General features: G+C 44.0%; 14 protein-coding genes. 7 read left to right on the top strand and 7 right to left on the bottom strand.

The window, feature by feature from the left end:
* Nucleotides 1–10: 10 nt before the first annotated feature.
* The gene (locus ICW03_RS01860; RefSeq protein WP_215348443.1) at nt 11–1288 is read right to left on the bottom strand and encodes a serine hydrolase; all 1278 of its coding nucleotides are present in this window, start codon (nt 1286–1288) and stop codon (nt 11–13) included.
* Nucleotides 1289–1470: 182 nt separating this feature from the next.
* Between ICW03_RS01860 and ICW03_RS01855 the strand changes: the two genes are divergently transcribed.
* The 3 genes from ICW03_RS01855 to cobA are packed head-to-tail and all read left to right on the top strand — an operon-like array spanning nt 1471 to nt 4618.
* A complete protein-coding gene (locus ICW03_RS01855; protein ID WP_215348442.1) occupies nt 1471–3183 on the top strand; it encodes a nitrite/sulfite reductase in 1713 nt (570 codons plus the stop codon).
* Nucleotides 3180–3755 (top strand): DUF934 domain-containing protein, encoded by a 576-nt coding sequence (locus ICW03_RS01850; RefSeq protein WP_215348441.1) that lies wholly within the window; start codon nt 3180–3182, stop codon nt 3753–3755. The genes ICW03_RS01855 and ICW03_RS01850 overlap by 4 nt, the downstream gene beginning before the upstream one ends.
* A gap of 14 nt (nt 3756–3769) precedes the next feature.
* Nucleotides 3770–4618: a uroporphyrinogen-III C-methyltransferase gene (gene cobA / locus ICW03_RS01845; RefSeq protein ID WP_215348440.1), complete on the top strand. Its 849-nt coding sequence runs from the start codon at nt 3770–3772 to the stop codon at nt 4616–4618.
* Here cobA and ICW03_RS01840 read toward each other — a convergent pair.
* On the bottom strand, nt 4541–4903 hold the full coding sequence (locus ICW03_RS01840; RefSeq protein WP_215348439.1) for a sirohydrochlorin chelatase: 363 nt from the start codon (nt 4901–4903) through the stop codon (nt 4541–4543). The genes cobA and ICW03_RS01840 overlap by 78 nt on opposite strands.
* Nucleotides 4904–4973: 70 nt before the next feature.
* Here ICW03_RS01840 and ICW03_RS01835 point away from each other — a divergent pair, with 70 nt between their 5' ends.
* Nucleotides 4974–5993 (top strand): calcium:proton antiporter, encoded by a 1020-nt coding sequence (locus ICW03_RS01835; protein WP_215348438.1) that lies wholly within the window; start codon nt 4974–4976, stop codon nt 5991–5993.
* 70 nt (nt 5994–6063) lie between these two features.
* Nucleotides 6064–7032, top strand: a complete 969-nt coding sequence (locus tag ICW03_RS01830) for a hypothetical protein (protein ID WP_215348437.1) — start codon at nt 6064–6066, stop codon at nt 7030–7032.
* An 11-nt stretch (nt 7033–7043) separates the two neighbouring features.
* Here ICW03_RS01830 and ICW03_RS01825 read toward each other — a convergent pair whose 3' ends face one another.
* From ICW03_RS01825 to ICW03_RS01805, 5 genes are read right to left on the bottom strand one after another with little or no spacing between them, the layout of a single operon-like run.
* Entirely contained in the window at nt 7044–9155 is a 2112-nt protein-coding gene (locus ICW03_RS01825; RefSeq protein WP_215348436.1) for an O-antigen ligase, read from the bottom strand.
* A gap of 23 nt (nt 9156–9178) precedes the next feature.
* The gene (locus tag ICW03_RS01820) at nt 9179–11116 is read right to left on the bottom strand and encodes a nucleoside-diphosphate sugar epimerase/dehydratase (RefSeq protein WP_215348435.1); all 1938 of its coding nucleotides are present in this window, start codon (nt 11114–11116) and stop codon (nt 9179–9181) included.
* Nucleotides 11110–11640 (bottom strand): GNAT family N-acetyltransferase, encoded by a 531-nt coding sequence (locus ICW03_RS01815; RefSeq protein ID WP_215348434.1) that lies wholly within the window; start codon nt 11638–11640, stop codon nt 11110–11112. The genes ICW03_RS01820 and ICW03_RS01815 overlap by 7 nt, the downstream gene beginning before the upstream one ends.
* A gap of 2 nt (nt 11641–11642) precedes the next feature.
* Complete coding sequence (locus ICW03_RS01810) at nt 11643–12719, bottom strand: N-acetylneuraminate synthase family protein (RefSeq protein WP_215348433.1); 1077 nt, start codon at nt 12717–12719, stop codon at nt 11643–11645.
* A complete protein-coding gene (locus ICW03_RS01805; protein WP_215348432.1) occupies nt 12706–13635 on the bottom strand; it encodes an SDR family oxidoreductase in 930 nt (309 codons plus the stop codon). Before ICW03_RS01805 ends, ICW03_RS01810 begins: the two co-directional genes overlap by 14 nt.
* A gap of 102 nt (nt 13636–13737) precedes the next feature.
* Here ICW03_RS01805 and ICW03_RS01800 point away from each other — a divergent pair, with 102 nt between their 5' ends.
* Together ICW03_RS01800 and ICW03_RS01795 are read left to right on the top strand one after the other, a co-directional pair.
* On the top strand, nt 13738–14598 hold the full coding sequence (locus ICW03_RS01800; RefSeq protein WP_215348431.1) for a GDP-mannose 4,6-dehydratase: 861 nt from the start codon (nt 13738–13740) through the stop codon (nt 14596–14598).
* 9 nt (nt 14599–14607) lie between these two features.
* The gene (locus ICW03_RS01795; protein ID WP_215348430.1) at nt 14608–15723 is read left to right on the top strand and encodes a glycosyltransferase family 1 protein; all 1116 of its coding nucleotides are present in this window, start codon (nt 14608–14610) and stop codon (nt 15721–15723) included.
* The last annotated feature ends 12 nt before the right edge of the window (nt 15724–15735 follow it).

The following is a 15735-nucleotide window of genomic DNA, read 5'->3' as shown; positions in this document are numbered from 1 at the left end:
CTTAGCTACATTACTTTTCTAATGCGCCATAAATCACGGCATTAAGTTGCTCTCGATGCACTTTACGAATGTCTCCTGGTGCCACACCCATCATGACTACTACCATCTGCTCTTTTGGATCAGCCCAAAATACTGTTCCATAAGCACCATTCCAGGTGAAGTCCCCAACATTGCCATTAATTGCTGCTAGCCCTTTGTCAGTTCGAACAGCAACGCCCAGTCCAAATCCATAGCCCACACGCCCTGGCTCAGTGCCGCTCACATTGTTTTTAATATCTTTGTTCAAGTGATTAGAGGTCATAAAGGCAACTGTTTGAGGACCAAGCACACGCTTCCCTTCCAAACTTCCGCCGTTCAACAGCATTTGACCAAAGCGAATGTAGTCGCCTGCAGTCGAATAAGCACAAGATCCACCGCAATCAAACTTTACTTTTTGATTATGTATAGCTACTGTCTGTGGCTTACTAGTGAATGGATCTATTGGTAGTGGTTGCGCCAATCTTGAGCGATCTTTTTCAGCCAACTCAAAAGTGGTGTTTGGCATACCCACTTTATTCCAAATGCGCTCCTGCATAATCGCGCCCAATGGTTTGTTGGCAATTTTTTCTTCAAGAATACCAAGTACATCTAGACCAAAGCCATAATCCCAAGCCGTGCCTGGCTCATACAGCAATGGATTGCTTGCCAGCTTATCTATAAATTCTTGAGCAGTGTATTGGACTGCTGCTGGTGCAGAGCCGGCGGGATAAAACTTATGCACCGGCGTAGCACCGCGACCACCATACGTCAGTCCATTGGTATGGCGCATGAGATCTTGTACGGTAATTTGATTTTTTGCGGGCACTAAATTCAGCTTGCCATCGGCATCTACTTGCCCTACTTTCATATCCTTAAATTGTGGCAACCAATTTGAAATTGGCGCATTTAATGGCAATTTACCCTCTTCATAAAAAGTGAGCGCGCTAACAGAGGCCATCACCTTAGTCATCGAAGCCAAATTAAAAATGGCATCGGTAGTCATGGGTTTGTTATTGGCCTTATCTAAATAACCATAGGGCTTAAAAATGGTGAGCTTGCCATTTTTGGCTACCGCAAGAACAGCACCAGCCATATTATTAGCGGCAATCTGATCGGCAAAAAATCCATCTATTCTTTTGAGACCCTCTTGGGTAAAGCCCTGACCTGGGGTGGCACTTGGGGGTAAAGGGGGTTTTGATGCATTAGCTGCAAATAGGCTAGTGCTGACCAATAAACCAGCAATAAGACTGGTTACCTGCATTGTTCTCATACTGTCTCCATTTTTTATTGTTATTTAATGTGCTACATGAGGGGGCTAGTGCCCTCTATCTAGCATTGAAGCAGACTTTTCAATAAATGATGATTTAGGTCCCTTTTATATGAATTTCGATATATAGGATCAATTTATAATTATTTGTAGAAATATCCATCAAATATGACAATAGCCTCCTTATGTATAAATACGATGCCATTGACCAAACTCTTGTAGATCAACGAGTTGCCCAATTCCGTGACCAAGTTGCCAGACGTCTTGATGGCAGTCTTGCCGAAGAAGAATTCCGTCCTTTACGTCTGCAAAACGGTCTTTACCACCAGCGCCATGCTTACATGCTGCGCGTTGCTATTCCTTATGGCTTGTTTAGCTCAAAGCAGTTGCGCACCCTGGCGCTCATCTCTGAAAAGTATGACCGTGGCTATGGCCACTTCACTACGCGCCAAAATATTCAGTACAACTGGGTAACCCTTGAAGACACTCCAGATATTTTGGCTGAACTTGCCAAAGTAGAAATGCATGCTATCCAAACTTCGGGCAACTGTATTCGCAACATTACGAGCGATGCTTTTGCTGGTGTTGCAGGAGATGAGTATGTCGACACTCGCCCCATCTGTGAATTACTACGTCAATGGTCAACACTACATCCTGAATTTGCTCATCTACCGCGTAAATTTAAATTTGCAGTAAATGGTGCTAAAGAAGATCGCACCGTATTACTTTGTCACGACGTAGGCATTGAACTCAAGAAGAGCTCCGCTAGTGAATTAACCGCTGACATCTATGCTGGCGGTGGCATGGGGCGGACACCAATCCTTGGCTCCCTGATTAAACGAGACCTTCCTTGGAATGTCTTACCTAGTTATCTCACTGCTTTGTTACGTGTGTACAACCGCTTTGGCAGAAGAGACAATCTCTACAAAGCTCGTATCAAAATTTTGGTTAAAGCTTTGGGACCAGAAGAATTTGCTCGCCAAGTTGAAGGTGAGTGGGATCATATTAAAAATAGTGATGATAATTTCACTCAAGCAGAGTGGGATCGTGTTGCACAGCATTTCACCAAACCCGCCTACAAAGCATTGCCTGCATTATCAAATGAGCAGGTAATCAATCTCGCTACAGAAGTAGAAAAAGCAGCATTTGCACGCTGGTTGGAACGCAATGTCAAACCTCATCAGATATCTGGTTATGCAAGCGTGATTTTGTCACTCAAGCCACACGGCACCGTTGCGCCTGGTGATGCTACTACAGCCCAAATGTATGCAATTGCCGATTTAGCCGATCACTATAGTTTTGGAGAATTACGCGCAACTCATGAGCAAAATTTAGTGCTTGCCGACGTTGAGCAATCCAAGCTATACGAACTGTGGCAAGAGGCCAAGAAGCAAAAGGTTTCCTTGCCTAATATTGGCCTACTTACTGACATTATTGCTTGTCCTGGTGGCGACTTTTGTTCCCTCGCTAATGCTAAATCACTCCCCATTGCAAAGGCGATTCAGGAGCGCTTTGATGATTTAGATTATTTATTTGATTTGGGTGACATTAGTTTGAACATCTCTGGCTGCATCAACTCTTGTGGCCACCATCACGTTGGGAACATCGGCGTACTGGGTGTCGATAAAGATGGGGAAGAGTGGTATCAGATCACCCTAGGTGGCGAACAAGGAAACGACGCAGCTATTGGTAAGGTTATTGGTCCATCCTTCTATGCAGATGAGATACCGGATGTCATCACTAATGTGATCAACACTTATGTTGCACAGCGCAATAGTGATGAACCATTTATTGAAACCTATCGTCGGGTTGGCGTTACACCATTCAAAGATGCCGCATACAAAAATGCGAAGAAAAATGAAAAGGTTGAGAAAGTAATTGATGGGGGTACAGCATGAGTCAATTGAATATCACCTCGCATTCTGAAATTGTGCATTTTCCAAAAGACGGTAAGCCTGCTCTAGGTCAAAATGAATGGCAGGTATGGAGTGGCAGCCAAGATGAAGGTGGGTTGCCCGACCTTGAGCACGGCGCTCATAAAGTATTAGTACCCTTTACTTGGTGGCTTGAACACCACCATGAGGCAGACGTCATCGTGAAGGCCAAAAATGGTCAGATCGGCGTTTGGTTTGCAGCAGATGATGACATTCTGAAGCATGCAGATGTTATCGAGGCTGGCAAAACAGTATGGCCTTTAGTGGCAGCACACTTCCCCATTTTTAGAGATGGGCGCAGCTTTAGTACCGCCGCCTTATTACGCGGTCGCTTTGCTTGGCAAGGTGAAATACGCGCAATTGGTGATGTACTCATTGATCAACTCTTACAAGGTGCACGTGTTGGCTTTGATAGCTTCGCCCTGCGTCCAGATCAGAAACTGGATGTTGCTCTCAAGCAATTTGATTTGTATAGCGTGACTACTCAAAACAGCTGGCGCGGTTCAAGAACAACGCGCGCTACGCTCAGCGTCTAAGTTAGATAGCATTGATGACCGATCTATTAAACCAATCACTCGACACCCCAGGCAAGGTTTACTTAGTTGGAGCCGGCCCTGGCGCAGTTGATCTCATTACCTTGCGTGGCGCCAGGCTACTGGAGCGGGCCCATATTGTGTTCTATGATGCTTTGGTTGATCCAGCCATGTTAGAACTCTGCCCTCAGGCAATTCAGGTGGCTGTGGGTAAACGTTGTGGCAAGCTCTCTTCAGCACAACAGTTCATCAATAAGCGCTTGGTAGATGCAGCCCAGAAACATCCAGTGGTTGTGCGTCTTAAAGGTGGTGATCCAATGCTCTTTGGTCGGGCCGATGAAGAAATTCAGGCACTTAAGGATGCTGGTATTAAAGTTGAAGTTGTCCCGGGCATTACGGCAGCACTGGCTGGCGCAGCGAGTATTCAGCAGTCACTCACATTGCGCGGGGTTTCACGTAGCGTGGCGTTTGTCACCTTAGCTCAGGGCGCTGAGAATATTACCCAGGGACAACTAATATCAAATCCTTCTGCCGATACCCTGGTGTATTACATGGGTCGTAAGGATGCCGCTCAGATTGCACAACAATTGATTGAGCAAAGCCCCAATCAGGATGGCAATACACCTGTACAAATACTGGAAGCCGTTAGCACTTCACGCGAGCGCTTATGGACAAGTACTCTAAAAGAATTAGCAGACGGTAAAGCAGATACCTGGTTTGACGCCAGCTCGCCAGCACTCATCATGATTGGTGAAGCCTTAAGGAGCAAAACTCAGGTAAGCGAAAACTTAGAGAGCACTAGCTCCAAAATCGACAATGGCTTGCAAGACAGCCGAGTCCTCGCCAACGGCAGGCGTAGCGCTTAATGCAATGTCGGGGAACTTGCCCCGACACCCTTCCAGCAAAGCCGGAAAATCATTGCGCAGATGACCGCCTTGGCCAAAGAAAACAGGTACTACGGTAATTGCATTAACTCCTTGAGCACTTAAGCTTGCAACCGCCTCTTCTAATGAGGGTTGCATCATCTCCAAAAAGGCGAGCTCTACCGGAGTCTTAGGCTGCTGCTCTCGCCACAATTCGGCTAAGCGATCAAATGGCTCGCGCCAGCGGCTATCTCTTGCTCCGTGCCCAAATAAGATGATGGCTTTCATGGATGGCTATAAACTCTCATTAAACAGTAGATTCACTTGCTAGCTTAACCTTATTTTAAAGATTGCATCGATGTCTGCCTTATTAAGTCAAACCTGGTTCATTGCCATCATGAGCATCACACTGATTGGCGCCGTTCTTTTAGCCGTTCATCATGCCGAGGTGATCGCCCATAAAACAGGTGAACCCTATGGCACCCTAGTCTTATCCATTAGCGTCACGATTATTGAAGTATCACTCATCATCTCGATGATGCTGACAGGCCATGAAGGCTCTCAATTTATTGCTCGCGATGCGGTCTTTGCAACCGTCATGATTGTTATTAATGGTGTTATTGGGTTATGTATTTTTATAGGTGGCCTCACACATCATGAACTGACCTTTCGAAATGAGGGAACCATTTCCGCTCTTGCAGTTTTAACTGCTTTAGCCACTTTCATTTTGGTCATGCCGATAGTTACAGTTAGCACCCCAGGCCCTGACTTTACTAAGAGCCAATTAGCATTTGCAGGAATCACATCATTTGCTCTTTACATTGCATTTTTGTTCTTTCAAACAGTTAGTCATCGCGATTACTATCTCCCCACAACAGAAGACCGGAAGACGGATAGCAATGTGCATGCACGAAAACCAAGCAATGCAAAGACCGCTATCAGCGCGATACTGCTCTTATTTTCTTTGATCACAGTGGTAGGTCTTGCAGAATTACTTAGTCCAGCAATTGAAAGGGCTGTTGCCTCAGCTGGAGCACCGAAGACCATTGTGGGTATTGCCATTGCTTTATTGGTTTTGTTGCCTGAAGGCTTTGCAGCCATCAGGGCAGCAAAAGCCAATCGTTTACAAAGTAGTTTGAACTTAGCCTTAGGGTCGGCACTGGCAAGTATTGGCTTAACCATTCCGACGGTAGCTGCTATCGCCATCTTTTTTGACCTGAGCTTAAGTCTAGGTATTAGCGACCTCAATATGACGCTAATGTATTTGTCATTTTTTATTGGTGCACTGACCCTAGCGATTGGCAGAACGACCCTCTTACAAGGCATGGTTCACATCATCATCTTTTTAGAGTATCTCTTTTTAAGCTTAGTACCCTGAAAGTGAAGCAAAAAATTCACCAAACAATGCTCATAAGGGCTGATAAGATACATTCTTTAGAAACTCTCTCATGAGCCCTGTAATGCGATTAATTATTTTGTCTCTTAGCTTAGCGTTGCTCTTTGGGTGCACCTCGCCTCGCCCAAGCCCAAAAGCATATAAGCCTTATCGCAATTTAGAGACTTACAAAAACGGTGAATGGATATTATTGACTGAATCTAATACCAAGAACTGGTACTACGATCCCAAAACCCTAGATGCTGAAGAGGGTGGCATCGTGCATTTCTCTCTTTTTTGGGCCCCACGATCAGGCGCCAAGCCAACACTAATTAAAGGTATTGACCCCACCACTATCCCACTGAACTCGACTGAAAGTTCAACCGCTAATGAAGAGAAGGCTGAATTTTCGGAAGAATTTAACACTGGCGCAGTCGGCCCTTATAAACAAACAATTCACTGCCCCGGACTGCATCAACTTTCTGAGATACCAGAAAATGGGGCATGTGATATTAGTAATTTAGGTGGATATAACCCCCCCAATTTAAAGCCAGGTGATCCAGAGTGCTGGGTCCCCATTAAACCAAAAACAGCAATGCTTGTCATTGCTGGCAGAGTTTGCGGAAGACCATTACCGCTTCAAAAAACAAAAAATTACTTCCTATACCAAGAGGGTCAACTACCTGTTTCCACTGATAAAAAAATGACTCAATCAGCACCAAATAAGACTGATAGTGATCGTCCTAGTGAGGCTGTTTTTTATGAAGTTTTTAATAACGAATACATTTCTCTCGACTCAAAAAACTCAGTCAGAGAAATGAAAGTTTTATCCGAGCCCTTAGCAAAAAAAGGCGGGCGCACTGAAGATCTCGTCTTTAAAGCAAATTGTCAAAGCAGAACTGCCGCCTTTTACAGACCAGGAGCAGTCAATGCAGACCTGAAGCCTATTGGATCACCTACATCCCTGACTGGAGTGGCCTTCGACAGAATTTGCGGCTCCCATGATAATTACATGAAGCAGGTTAAAAAGTTTTCTTACTAACCTTAGCTAATCTAGAAAACCTTAATCTGACTTATCAAGAGTCCCAACCTTCTTGAATCTAGGCTGGCACCTAAATTTTTAGGTGTAAAACAACTTGAAACACGAATATTGGCATTGATAGGGCCTGCTTTTGGCGAATCAAGTGGCATAAAGCTAACATTGATTTGCTGCACGTCATTTCGGTCTAACTGTATATTTTTTCTTGCCAAAACACCAACGCCGTCTTGAATGATTTGTATCTGGAGATTAACTGGGGCATTAGAAATATTCGCCCTAAGCGGATCAAATTCTACGAGCAGCTTACTTGAATTTTGAGGGATTACTCTCTGATAAAAGCCAGAGGACCAGCCATCCTCAGAAATATCTTTCTGCACAAAGCAAAGCTCTCCATATTTAAAAGGATAGCGGTTTAGTGACAACATAAATTCCCTGCTGGCGAATATAAAAAATACCCCCACAGCAGCATATTTCCAATTGGATCTAAAGAAGTTTGCAATCAAGAGACCAAATTTTGACTGGGTCTTAAATGAGATGGTCGAATATAGCAGCGATAAAAAAACCGTAGCAAGTAGAAAGTTCTCTCGTACCAAAAAGGAGTGGGCGTATAAATTCCCTAAAAATAAACCAAACAATGCAAATAGCGCTGGCCATGCTTGCTTCTGTCGTATTGCCAAAAACATCGGATAAATGATTGCAACAAAGAAAATAAGCCCACCAACTAGGCCGGTCTCAGCAAGCGTCTGTAGAAAATAATTATGAACATTTTCACCACCCAAGGCACGCAAAGTAGGAGAAGAAGTGAGCTGCTCAAAAATAGATTCTCGATAGAAACCGCCCAATCCAACACCCAATACAGGGAAAAAATAGAGCATTCTGAGTGCAGCTCGATAGAATTCTGGACGCCCCCCTAGCGCAATACTGAGCTCATTAAAATGAGAGAGTTCGCGATCCCCTAATTCCAGCGCTAACTGGATCAACCAAGAAGATTTCGATAGCTGACCCCACGGGGATTTTAAAAAGCCATTCAGGTCAGTTTTGTAATACATTGCTAGTTCGTACCAAGCAAAACCAATACCAGCAATAAGCACACCCAAGATGCTAGCTGCCCAGCAAAAGTGCTTTCTATTTCTGAACCAGAGATTCACAAAAATTAGTATCAGCAATACTAATACACCAATCATTAACATTGATCGGGATTTACTTAATATCAATGCAAAAAATGATAGGCCTATAACGCAGTGAATGATTCGCTTTTCAATAGTGCTCTTTGCGCATTTCAAGTATCCAAAAAGACCAACCACCCCGAGCAAAATATATCCCGCAAAAGCATGCAAGTCTGGTTGAAAGCCAAACGCAGGGATTCCAAAAAAGTCACTCCTAAAACCAACGCCGCCGCCAATTCCGGAGCTTGACTGCAGGCAAGCCCAAAGTGAAGATAACAATAATGCCGCAAGAATAGGTCTAAAAATAAGGGTGTTCCTATCATCTCGCTCACGAAGTAGTGGAATTAAAAAGGCAGCAATTGAGCCAGCCATTCCATAAGCAAGCCAGTCAAATAGAGGGCGAAAATCTTCATGCCACCCCAATGTTCTAAAGTGGGTTAAGTTAAAAAAGATCCCATAAGCTGAAGTAACGGTGGCAGACTGCCAAAGATTACGAGCGATTGCCAGGCAACATGAGCTTGTAATCAAAATCAAAACCAGTGATAGCTGCCACGGTAGAGCTGAAGATACAAAATCGTGAGATTTGACAACATACTTTTGCCAGGCGAATCTGAGGCTTAATGAGAGAATAAAACCCAGGGTTAACTCAAAGCCCAGAGCATCAACTGGCAAAATACCGATCCCAAAAAACTGCGATATCTGATAGGGCAATCCCGGCAGGAGAGGCAGAGCAAAAATATAGACAAATAAACCGCTCAATGGCGACTTAAGACCCAACAAAAACATCAAAGAGAAGATCAAAACGGGCAAAGTAATACCATCTTCTCGTATACCAACCGCCATACTTAAGAGAAGAACTGCGTTTGCAGAAAAAATGATTAGCAAGCCCGTTAATGAGAGAAGCTTCTCAAGACCTCCACCCCAAGCGGGTCTGATAAAAAATTGAGAAAGTTTATTCATTACCCTGAATCACAAGCCCCTACTCAGGACTGAGAGCCGGATTTGGCAAGGTGAACCCAATCAACCACCTCTGCACTGGGCTTATATCCATCGACAAGTTGCTGCAAAAATTCCCGCGAATCCACTACCTTATCAGCGTATAAGAGCTCTTGCAGATGGTTAAGATGAAGCTCAAGATCAGACCACGTAATGAAGATTTCTTGAGCCTTCATAATCTTCGGGTGAATTGTTTTTTCTTGGTTGTCGCCTATGAGCAATTCTTCATAGAGCTTTTCACCTGGCCGCAGTCCAGTTACCTGAATTTCGATATCCCCATCCGGCTGATCGGCATTTTTTACAGACAACCCGCTAAGCTCAACCATCTTATGTGCTAAATCTACGATACGGACAGGCTCACCCATATCCAATACAAATACATCGCCACCCTCAGCCATGGCACCCGCCTGGATTACTAGTTGAGCTGCCTCTGGAATGGTCATAAAAAAGCGTGTGATCTCTGGATCTGTTAGGGTGATTGGACCCCCCGCTTTAATTTGAGAGCTAAACATAGGCACAACGGAACCGGAAGATCCTAAAACATTGCCGAAGCGCACCATAGAAAAATTGGTTGTTGAGCCAGAGATAGGGTTGCGAGCAAGCGCCTGCAATATCATCTCTGCCATACGCTTACTAGCGCCCATAATATTTGTTGGGCGCACAGCCTTATCAGTGCTAATCAGTACAAAATTACTAACAGCATACTTTGCGCATAATTTTGCACAATTAAGCGTACCCAAAATATTATTCTTCATACCCTCAATTGGATTATGCTCAACTAAAGGGACGTGTTTATATGCAGCAGCGTGATAAACGATGTCAGGCTTCCAAGTGGAAATGATTTTTGACATGCGCTCTTCATTTTGAATAGACGCCAACAAGGGTACGCATTCAATATTAAATCCATTGCTAGCGATAATTGTTTTTAATTCCTCATGGATTGAATACAGTGCAAATTCGCTACGTTCAACCAACAATAAAATGGATGGATTAAATTGAACAATCTGACGGCATAACTCGCTACCAATTGAGCCACCGGCTCCGGTGACCAAAATCGTTTTGCCGCGCGTATTCTTATTAAGCAAGATCAAGTTCGGCGGTACAGCATCTCGCCCAAGAAGATCATCAATATCGAGATCTCTGAGATCGCTCGCCTTTAACTTTCCAGAAGTGAGATCTCCTAAAGCCGGTAGGGTTCTGACTCTCAACGTATATGGCTGAAGCCCAGCCAAGATAACACCCCGAACAATATGGTTTACAGAAGGCAATGCCAATAGGACATCTGTTACCTCATGTTTTGCTATAACTGTAGGTAAATCGTCTCGACCATATACAGTCAACCCATTGATGGAATTGTTGTGCAATGTTGGGTCATCATCCAAAAATCCAACCACTAAGATATCTTCACTCTGAGCCAATGCGCTGGCAAGTTGTCGACCAGAAGAGCCGGCCCCGTAAATCAAGGCGCGTGGCAAGCTCATTCTTTCCGCTCTACTAAATTCCGCATTTCGTAATAAGTAACGGGCAAATAGACGGCTAGCAACGATTCCAATCAGTAGCAAGATAGGCTGAATAATGCCAATCGTGCGTGGAACACCTTGGACCCCATAGATCACAAATAGACCGATGAAAATAAAACCATAAACTACCAAAGCCCTGACAATTGCTCCTAGAGCAGCTAAGCCAGTATGTCTAAATATAGTGCGGTATAAACCGAATATGTAAAAAATAGGAATAGCTGTTGCAATAGAGATTGCAACAACCCACCACTGATAATTTGACAGACTGCCCCATTGGTCTAGCCGTAATCCAAAGGCTAACCATACCGTGTAGATACACGTAACAATATCAGCAGTGATAGCAATGATTTGCTTAAGAAACCTAGGGAAGCCAATTGCAAACCTAGTGGCTCGATTAATTAGCATCTTGAATCAGTACTCAGTAGTCCATAAAACAATGAGTCATGCCAAAGTCCATTGGCCCAATGAGTCTCGCGATGGCGCCCATCCAAAGTGAATCCCAATTGATCAAAAAAAGCTTTTTTAGGATCGTCAAATGCATAAATTTCTGACCACAGCCGATGAAGGCCTAGCTCTTCAAAGCCATAGCGAATCAATACCTTTGCTGCGTCGGGTGCAAACTTTTCGTCAATGTACAAATCATCTGCGCCAATATAGATTGAAAAATCGGCGGTACGATTAACCCAGTCGATATAACAAAGTCCGCAAGCACCCAGTAAGCGGCCGCTCGATAAATCAATGATGGAGAACATCTTGATGGCTGGATCACCATTTACTTTCTCATCAAACCAGCGCCGCTGTTGCTCAGCATTGAGCTCGCGATATTCACGGAAATACTGACGAAACTCAGGCTTATTGCGCCACTCCAATAGCTGCGGCAAATCAGCAAGCTCTATAGCACGTAAGCCAACATGTTTTCCAGATAACATCATTATTCCAAATCACTTTTAAGTAGAAATTCTCCGCGCTTGCGACCATGAAGCATCTTCTTGCCAATAGCAGTTACTAGCTCATAGGGTTTAAAAGAGTTATCCTGAACAGGTCTTAATGCCTCCACATCAGCTGCAGATAAGATTTCACCGACACCAATATCTCGAGTTAGATACAAGCAACGTTGTTGCAAGCTAGCAGTTTGAGTTTCATTAGGCTCCACCCTCTTGATGCCGTCCCCGAGAGCGTTTTCCAATTCTCGACTACGGTCAACCATTTCACGCCATGTCTTGGGCGTCATGGAGAAACCATGGTCAGGCCCCACTCTTGAGGCGTCATCAGTAAAATGCTTTTCCACTACTCGAGCACCTAAAGCAATGGCACCCAATACTGTCGCATGACCTGGAGAGTGATCTGATAAACCCAATATCATTTCGGGATATTTGAGAGCGTAAGATTTCAAAACATTTAAGTTAATGAATCTGAAATTCTCTAAAGAACCCGTGTAGTTCGTATTACATTGCATGAGTACTAGCTGTCGATTGTGCTGAAGCGCTGCAGCTACTGCCCTTTCTACATCAGCAAGATTACTAGCGCCTGAAGCAATAAACAATGGCTTATTTCTTTTAGCCACATATTCAATAAATTCAATCCATGTGATGTCACCCGAGCCAATCTTATAAGCTGGTAAATAGGGGTCCAACTCATCTACAGCATCAGTATCGTATGGGGTGGTAATGAAATCAATTTTGGCTTGTGCAGCGGTTTCAATTAATTCTTGATTCCATTCGCGATTACATTCGTAGTCTTGGAAAACTTCAAATACAGATTTTTTCCAATTGGCTTGATGGCTCTGTTGCGAGCCAAGTGATTTAAAACCTAAATCACTCACAATTTTTTCCGCTTTAAAATGCTGAAACTTAGCGGCATCAGCACCTGCCTCCTTAGCCAACCATATCAGAGCCTTGGCTCTTTCTAAATCACCATCATGGTTTGCAGCAATGTCTGCAATGAAATAGCTAGGCTGATCGATAGTGATCGATCGACCGTTAACGCTAATAGAACTATCGTATTGCATTTAATCTTTCCCTATATTCCCGAGCCAGCTCAGCAATGACCTCATCCATTTTTGGTAACGGATAACCTAAAATTGTCTCTGCCTTTAAAACATCTAAACCCAGACTATCGGCGCGAAGAACACCCCCGACAGAGTGAACACTACCAAAAGTGCAGCCAGCAACCGGTAACTCCAGTTGATGGGCTAATTTTAATAAAAAATCAGCCTTGCTAACGACTTCTCTGGCAGCTAAATTGAATATTCCTGAGGCATTTTTATCAATTAAATCAAACAGCGAGCCCGCAAAGGCCTTAACGTGAATGCTGGAGGTGAAAAAATCATCAAATAAGGTAACAGGAGAACCCTCAGATAGAGCTGCAATAGCCCACTCCACAAAGGTTGGCCTACCTATCCACCCCCGAAATCCCACTATATTAGTGCGCAAAATAAGACTATTTGGCGCACTTTGAGCAAAAAGCTCCCCTTCATACTTACTTTTGGCATAGGTGTTTAAAAGCTGAACCTCAGCTTGCTCATCATGCAATACCTCCCCATCACCACTGAAATAGTGATCAGTGGAGATTTGAACCAGCTTTACGTCATGCTTTTGGCAATAATTGGCTATATTCTTCACTGCCAAAGCATTGATTTCATGGGCATGAGCAGGATTACGCTCACACTCGTCCAGATTAATCAAAGCGGCTGCATTGATAATGTACTTAGGCCGCACATGACCCAGGGCTTCCAAAAGCTTCTGAGTGTCCTGTATGTCCAAATTGACATCGGCTCCAGAGCGAGCGAGCCCGTAGACTTGATAACCCCTCTTGCAAGCCTCCGATCGAAGTGCTTGACCCAACAAGCCAGTGGAGCCAACGATCACTAGGGGGGCTGAATTGCGGTCAGAATGGCTGCTTAATGCGATCAATGGTATTTGCAAAAATGGAGTGGTAAAAATGTATTATGCCTATAATAATCAATGGGATAGAAAAATTTCCCAAGAACTGAATGATCGAAACCAAATAGAGACAGAAATCCCATTTTGAAAATACTTCTTACCGGCGCTACGGGATTTACCGGTCGTCACTTCAGCAATCTTGCAAAAGCCAGCGGCCATGAAATCGTCGCACTCCAGGCAAACTTGAATGATGCTCTTGCCCTTGAAGCAGAAGTTAACCAAACTTCGCCTGATGCAGTATTGCATTTAGCAGGGAAGAGCTTTGTAGTGAGCAGCGATGATCTGCCCTATTACCAAGTTCATGCCATAGGAACCGTAAACCTACTAAATGCCCTGAGTAAGCTCGCTAAAACCCCCCATAAGGTTGTCATCGCTAGTAGCGCAACAGTATATGGAAATTATGCGTTTGAGCGCATCTCCGAGGATGAGCCAGCCAAACCTATGGGGCACTATGCTGTCAGCAAGCTAGCAACTGAATTTTTGGCATTGAATTTTGCAGATCGTTTACCAATAGTAATTACGCGCCCCTTTACCTACACCGGTCCAGGGCAAAATAATCAGTTCGTGATCCCAAAAATTGTTGAGCATTTTGCGAAACGCTCGGCATACATTGAGCTGGGAAACTTAAATGTTGAACGAGAATTTAACGACGTCAGAATGATTAGCGAAGCTTACTTGCGGCTTTTGCATGACGGTAGAGCTGGCGAGATCTATAACCTCTGCTCTGGTCAGTCGCATACACTCCAGTCGGCCATTCAATTACTTACAAATCTAACTGGTCATTCCATTGAAATTCGAGTAAATCCAGCTTTTGTAAGAAAAAATGAGGTTCACCGTATGTCTGGAAATCCCAGCAAAATCAATAGCCTATTTCTTACCCACAATTCATCACTGAAGCAGTACTCATTACAAGACACGCTCGAAGAAATGCTTAAAGCCTGTTAATTACTCAAGATGAGAACAATTGCTTTTGGAAGCACCAACCTTTACAAAGGTCTGCGTGATGGTGGAATTGACGGCATAGGACGCTACTGTCAGGCACTTATTGAAGAATTTCAAAAAGATACTGGTCTTAAGATAAAGCCATTTACATTTGGTGAGCAGTCTGCAAAAGACTCTATATTGCTTCCAAACTATTACTCGCATGCACTCACCGCTAGCCTGAAAGGTCTCATCGGCCGACAAGATCAATGCTTTTCAGGTGTCGACCTCATTCATGCAACAGATCAGTGGATGCCCCTCGTCAAGGATAGGCCCATTATTGCAACCGTGATGGATACCATACCCTTATCACATCCCCAATATATGAGATCTTCTTTTCGGCACCTCAAGTCATTTTTTTGGAAGCAGCTAACCCGCAAAGCAGATCACATCATCACCATTTCAGAATTTTCTAAATCTGAGATTGCTAAGCACTTTAACTACCCAGAACAAAAAATCTCATCTGTTGCACTTGGTGTTGAAGAGTCTTACCGCATTCCAATTTCACCGACCGAAATTAACGCCACCATTCAAAAGTTTGGACTGCCTGAAAAATTCTTTTTGGCCATCGGAACATTGCAGCCACGCAAAAATATTGCCGCTCTATTAAAGGCGCACTCTCATTTGCCCTCAGGGTTATCAAAGGAATTCCCAATCGTCATCGTAGGGCGCTCTGGCTGGGATGAGAATCAAGAGATTAAAGCTGCAATTCAGGCGGCAAGCGCTAAAGGCGAATGTGTTTGGATTAACTACGTCACCGAGTTTGAGAAGCGCTGCCTTTTACAAAGAGCTGTTGGCATGCCTTTTATTAGCCTATATGAAGGCTTTGGTTTACCAATTATCGAGGCATTTGCAAGCGGTACACCAGTCATTACATCAATTACCACCTCAATGCCCGAGGTTGCTGGTGATGCAGCACTCTTAGTAGACCCTAAAAATCTTGATCAAATTACTCACGCACTTCAATTGCTGATAAAAGATCAGGGGTTAAGGACTTCACTCAAGGAAAAAGGCATTGCACGATCACGGCAGTACTCTTGGAAAAATACTGCTGAAGCAACAAAAAAGATTTATGAGAGATATTGCTAGGTTTTATATAAG

Source organism: Polynucleobacter sp. MWH-Aus1W21, from assembly GCF_018687275.1.
Classification (GTDB): domain Bacteria; phylum Pseudomonadota; class Gammaproteobacteria; order Burkholderiales; family Burkholderiaceae; genus Polynucleobacter.
Note: the sequence above shows the minus strand (reverse complement) of the source record. Positions and strands in the feature narration are given on the sequence as shown.

What these genes read in the sequence shown, in the direction of transcription:
- cobA (WP_215348440.1), top strand. Translation starts at nt 3,770, where the DNA reads ATGACCGATCTATTAAACCAATCACTCGACACCCCAGGCAAGGTTTAC.
- ICW03_RS01825 (WP_215348436.1), bottom strand. Translation starts at nt 9,155, where the DNA reads ATGAATAAACTTTCTCAATTTTTTATCAGACCCGCTTGGGGTGGAGGT.
- ICW03_RS01860 (WP_215348443.1), bottom strand. Translation starts at nt 1,288, where the DNA reads ATGAGAACAATGCAGGTAACCAGTCTTATTGCTGGTTTATTGGTCAGC.
- ICW03_RS01850 (WP_215348441.1), top strand. Translation starts at nt 3,180, where the DNA reads ATGAGTCAATTGAATATCACCTCGCATTCTGAAATTGTGCATTTTCCA.
- ICW03_RS01810 (WP_215348433.1), bottom strand. Translation starts at nt 12,719, where the DNA reads ATGCAATACGATAGTTCTATTAGCGTTAACGGTCGATCGATCACTATC.
- ICW03_RS01855 (WP_215348442.1), top strand. Translation starts at nt 1,471, where the DNA reads ATGTATAAATACGATGCCATTGACCAAACTCTTGTAGATCAACGAGTT.
- ICW03_RS01835 (WP_215348438.1), top strand. Translation starts at nt 4,974, where the DNA reads ATGTCTGCCTTATTAAGTCAAACCTGGTTCATTGCCATCATGAGCATC.
- ICW03_RS01830 (WP_215348437.1), top strand. Translation starts at nt 6,064, where the DNA reads ATGAGCCCTGTAATGCGATTAATTATTTTGTCTCTTAGCTTAGCGTTG.
- ICW03_RS01795 (WP_215348430.1), top strand. Translation starts at nt 14,608, where the DNA reads ATGAGAACAATTGCTTTTGGAAGCACCAACCTTTACAAAGGTCTGCGT.
- ICW03_RS01820 (WP_215348435.1), bottom strand. Translation starts at nt 11,116, where the DNA reads ATGCTAATTAATCGAGCCACTAGGTTTGCAATTGGCTTCCCTAGGTTT.
- ICW03_RS01815 (WP_215348434.1), bottom strand. Translation starts at nt 11,640, where the DNA reads ATGTTATCTGGAAAACATGTTGGCTTACGTGCTATAGAGCTTGCTGAT.
- ICW03_RS01840 (WP_215348439.1), bottom strand. Translation starts at nt 4,903, where the DNA reads ATGAAAGCCATCATCTTATTTGGGCACGGAGCAAGAGATAGCCGCTGG.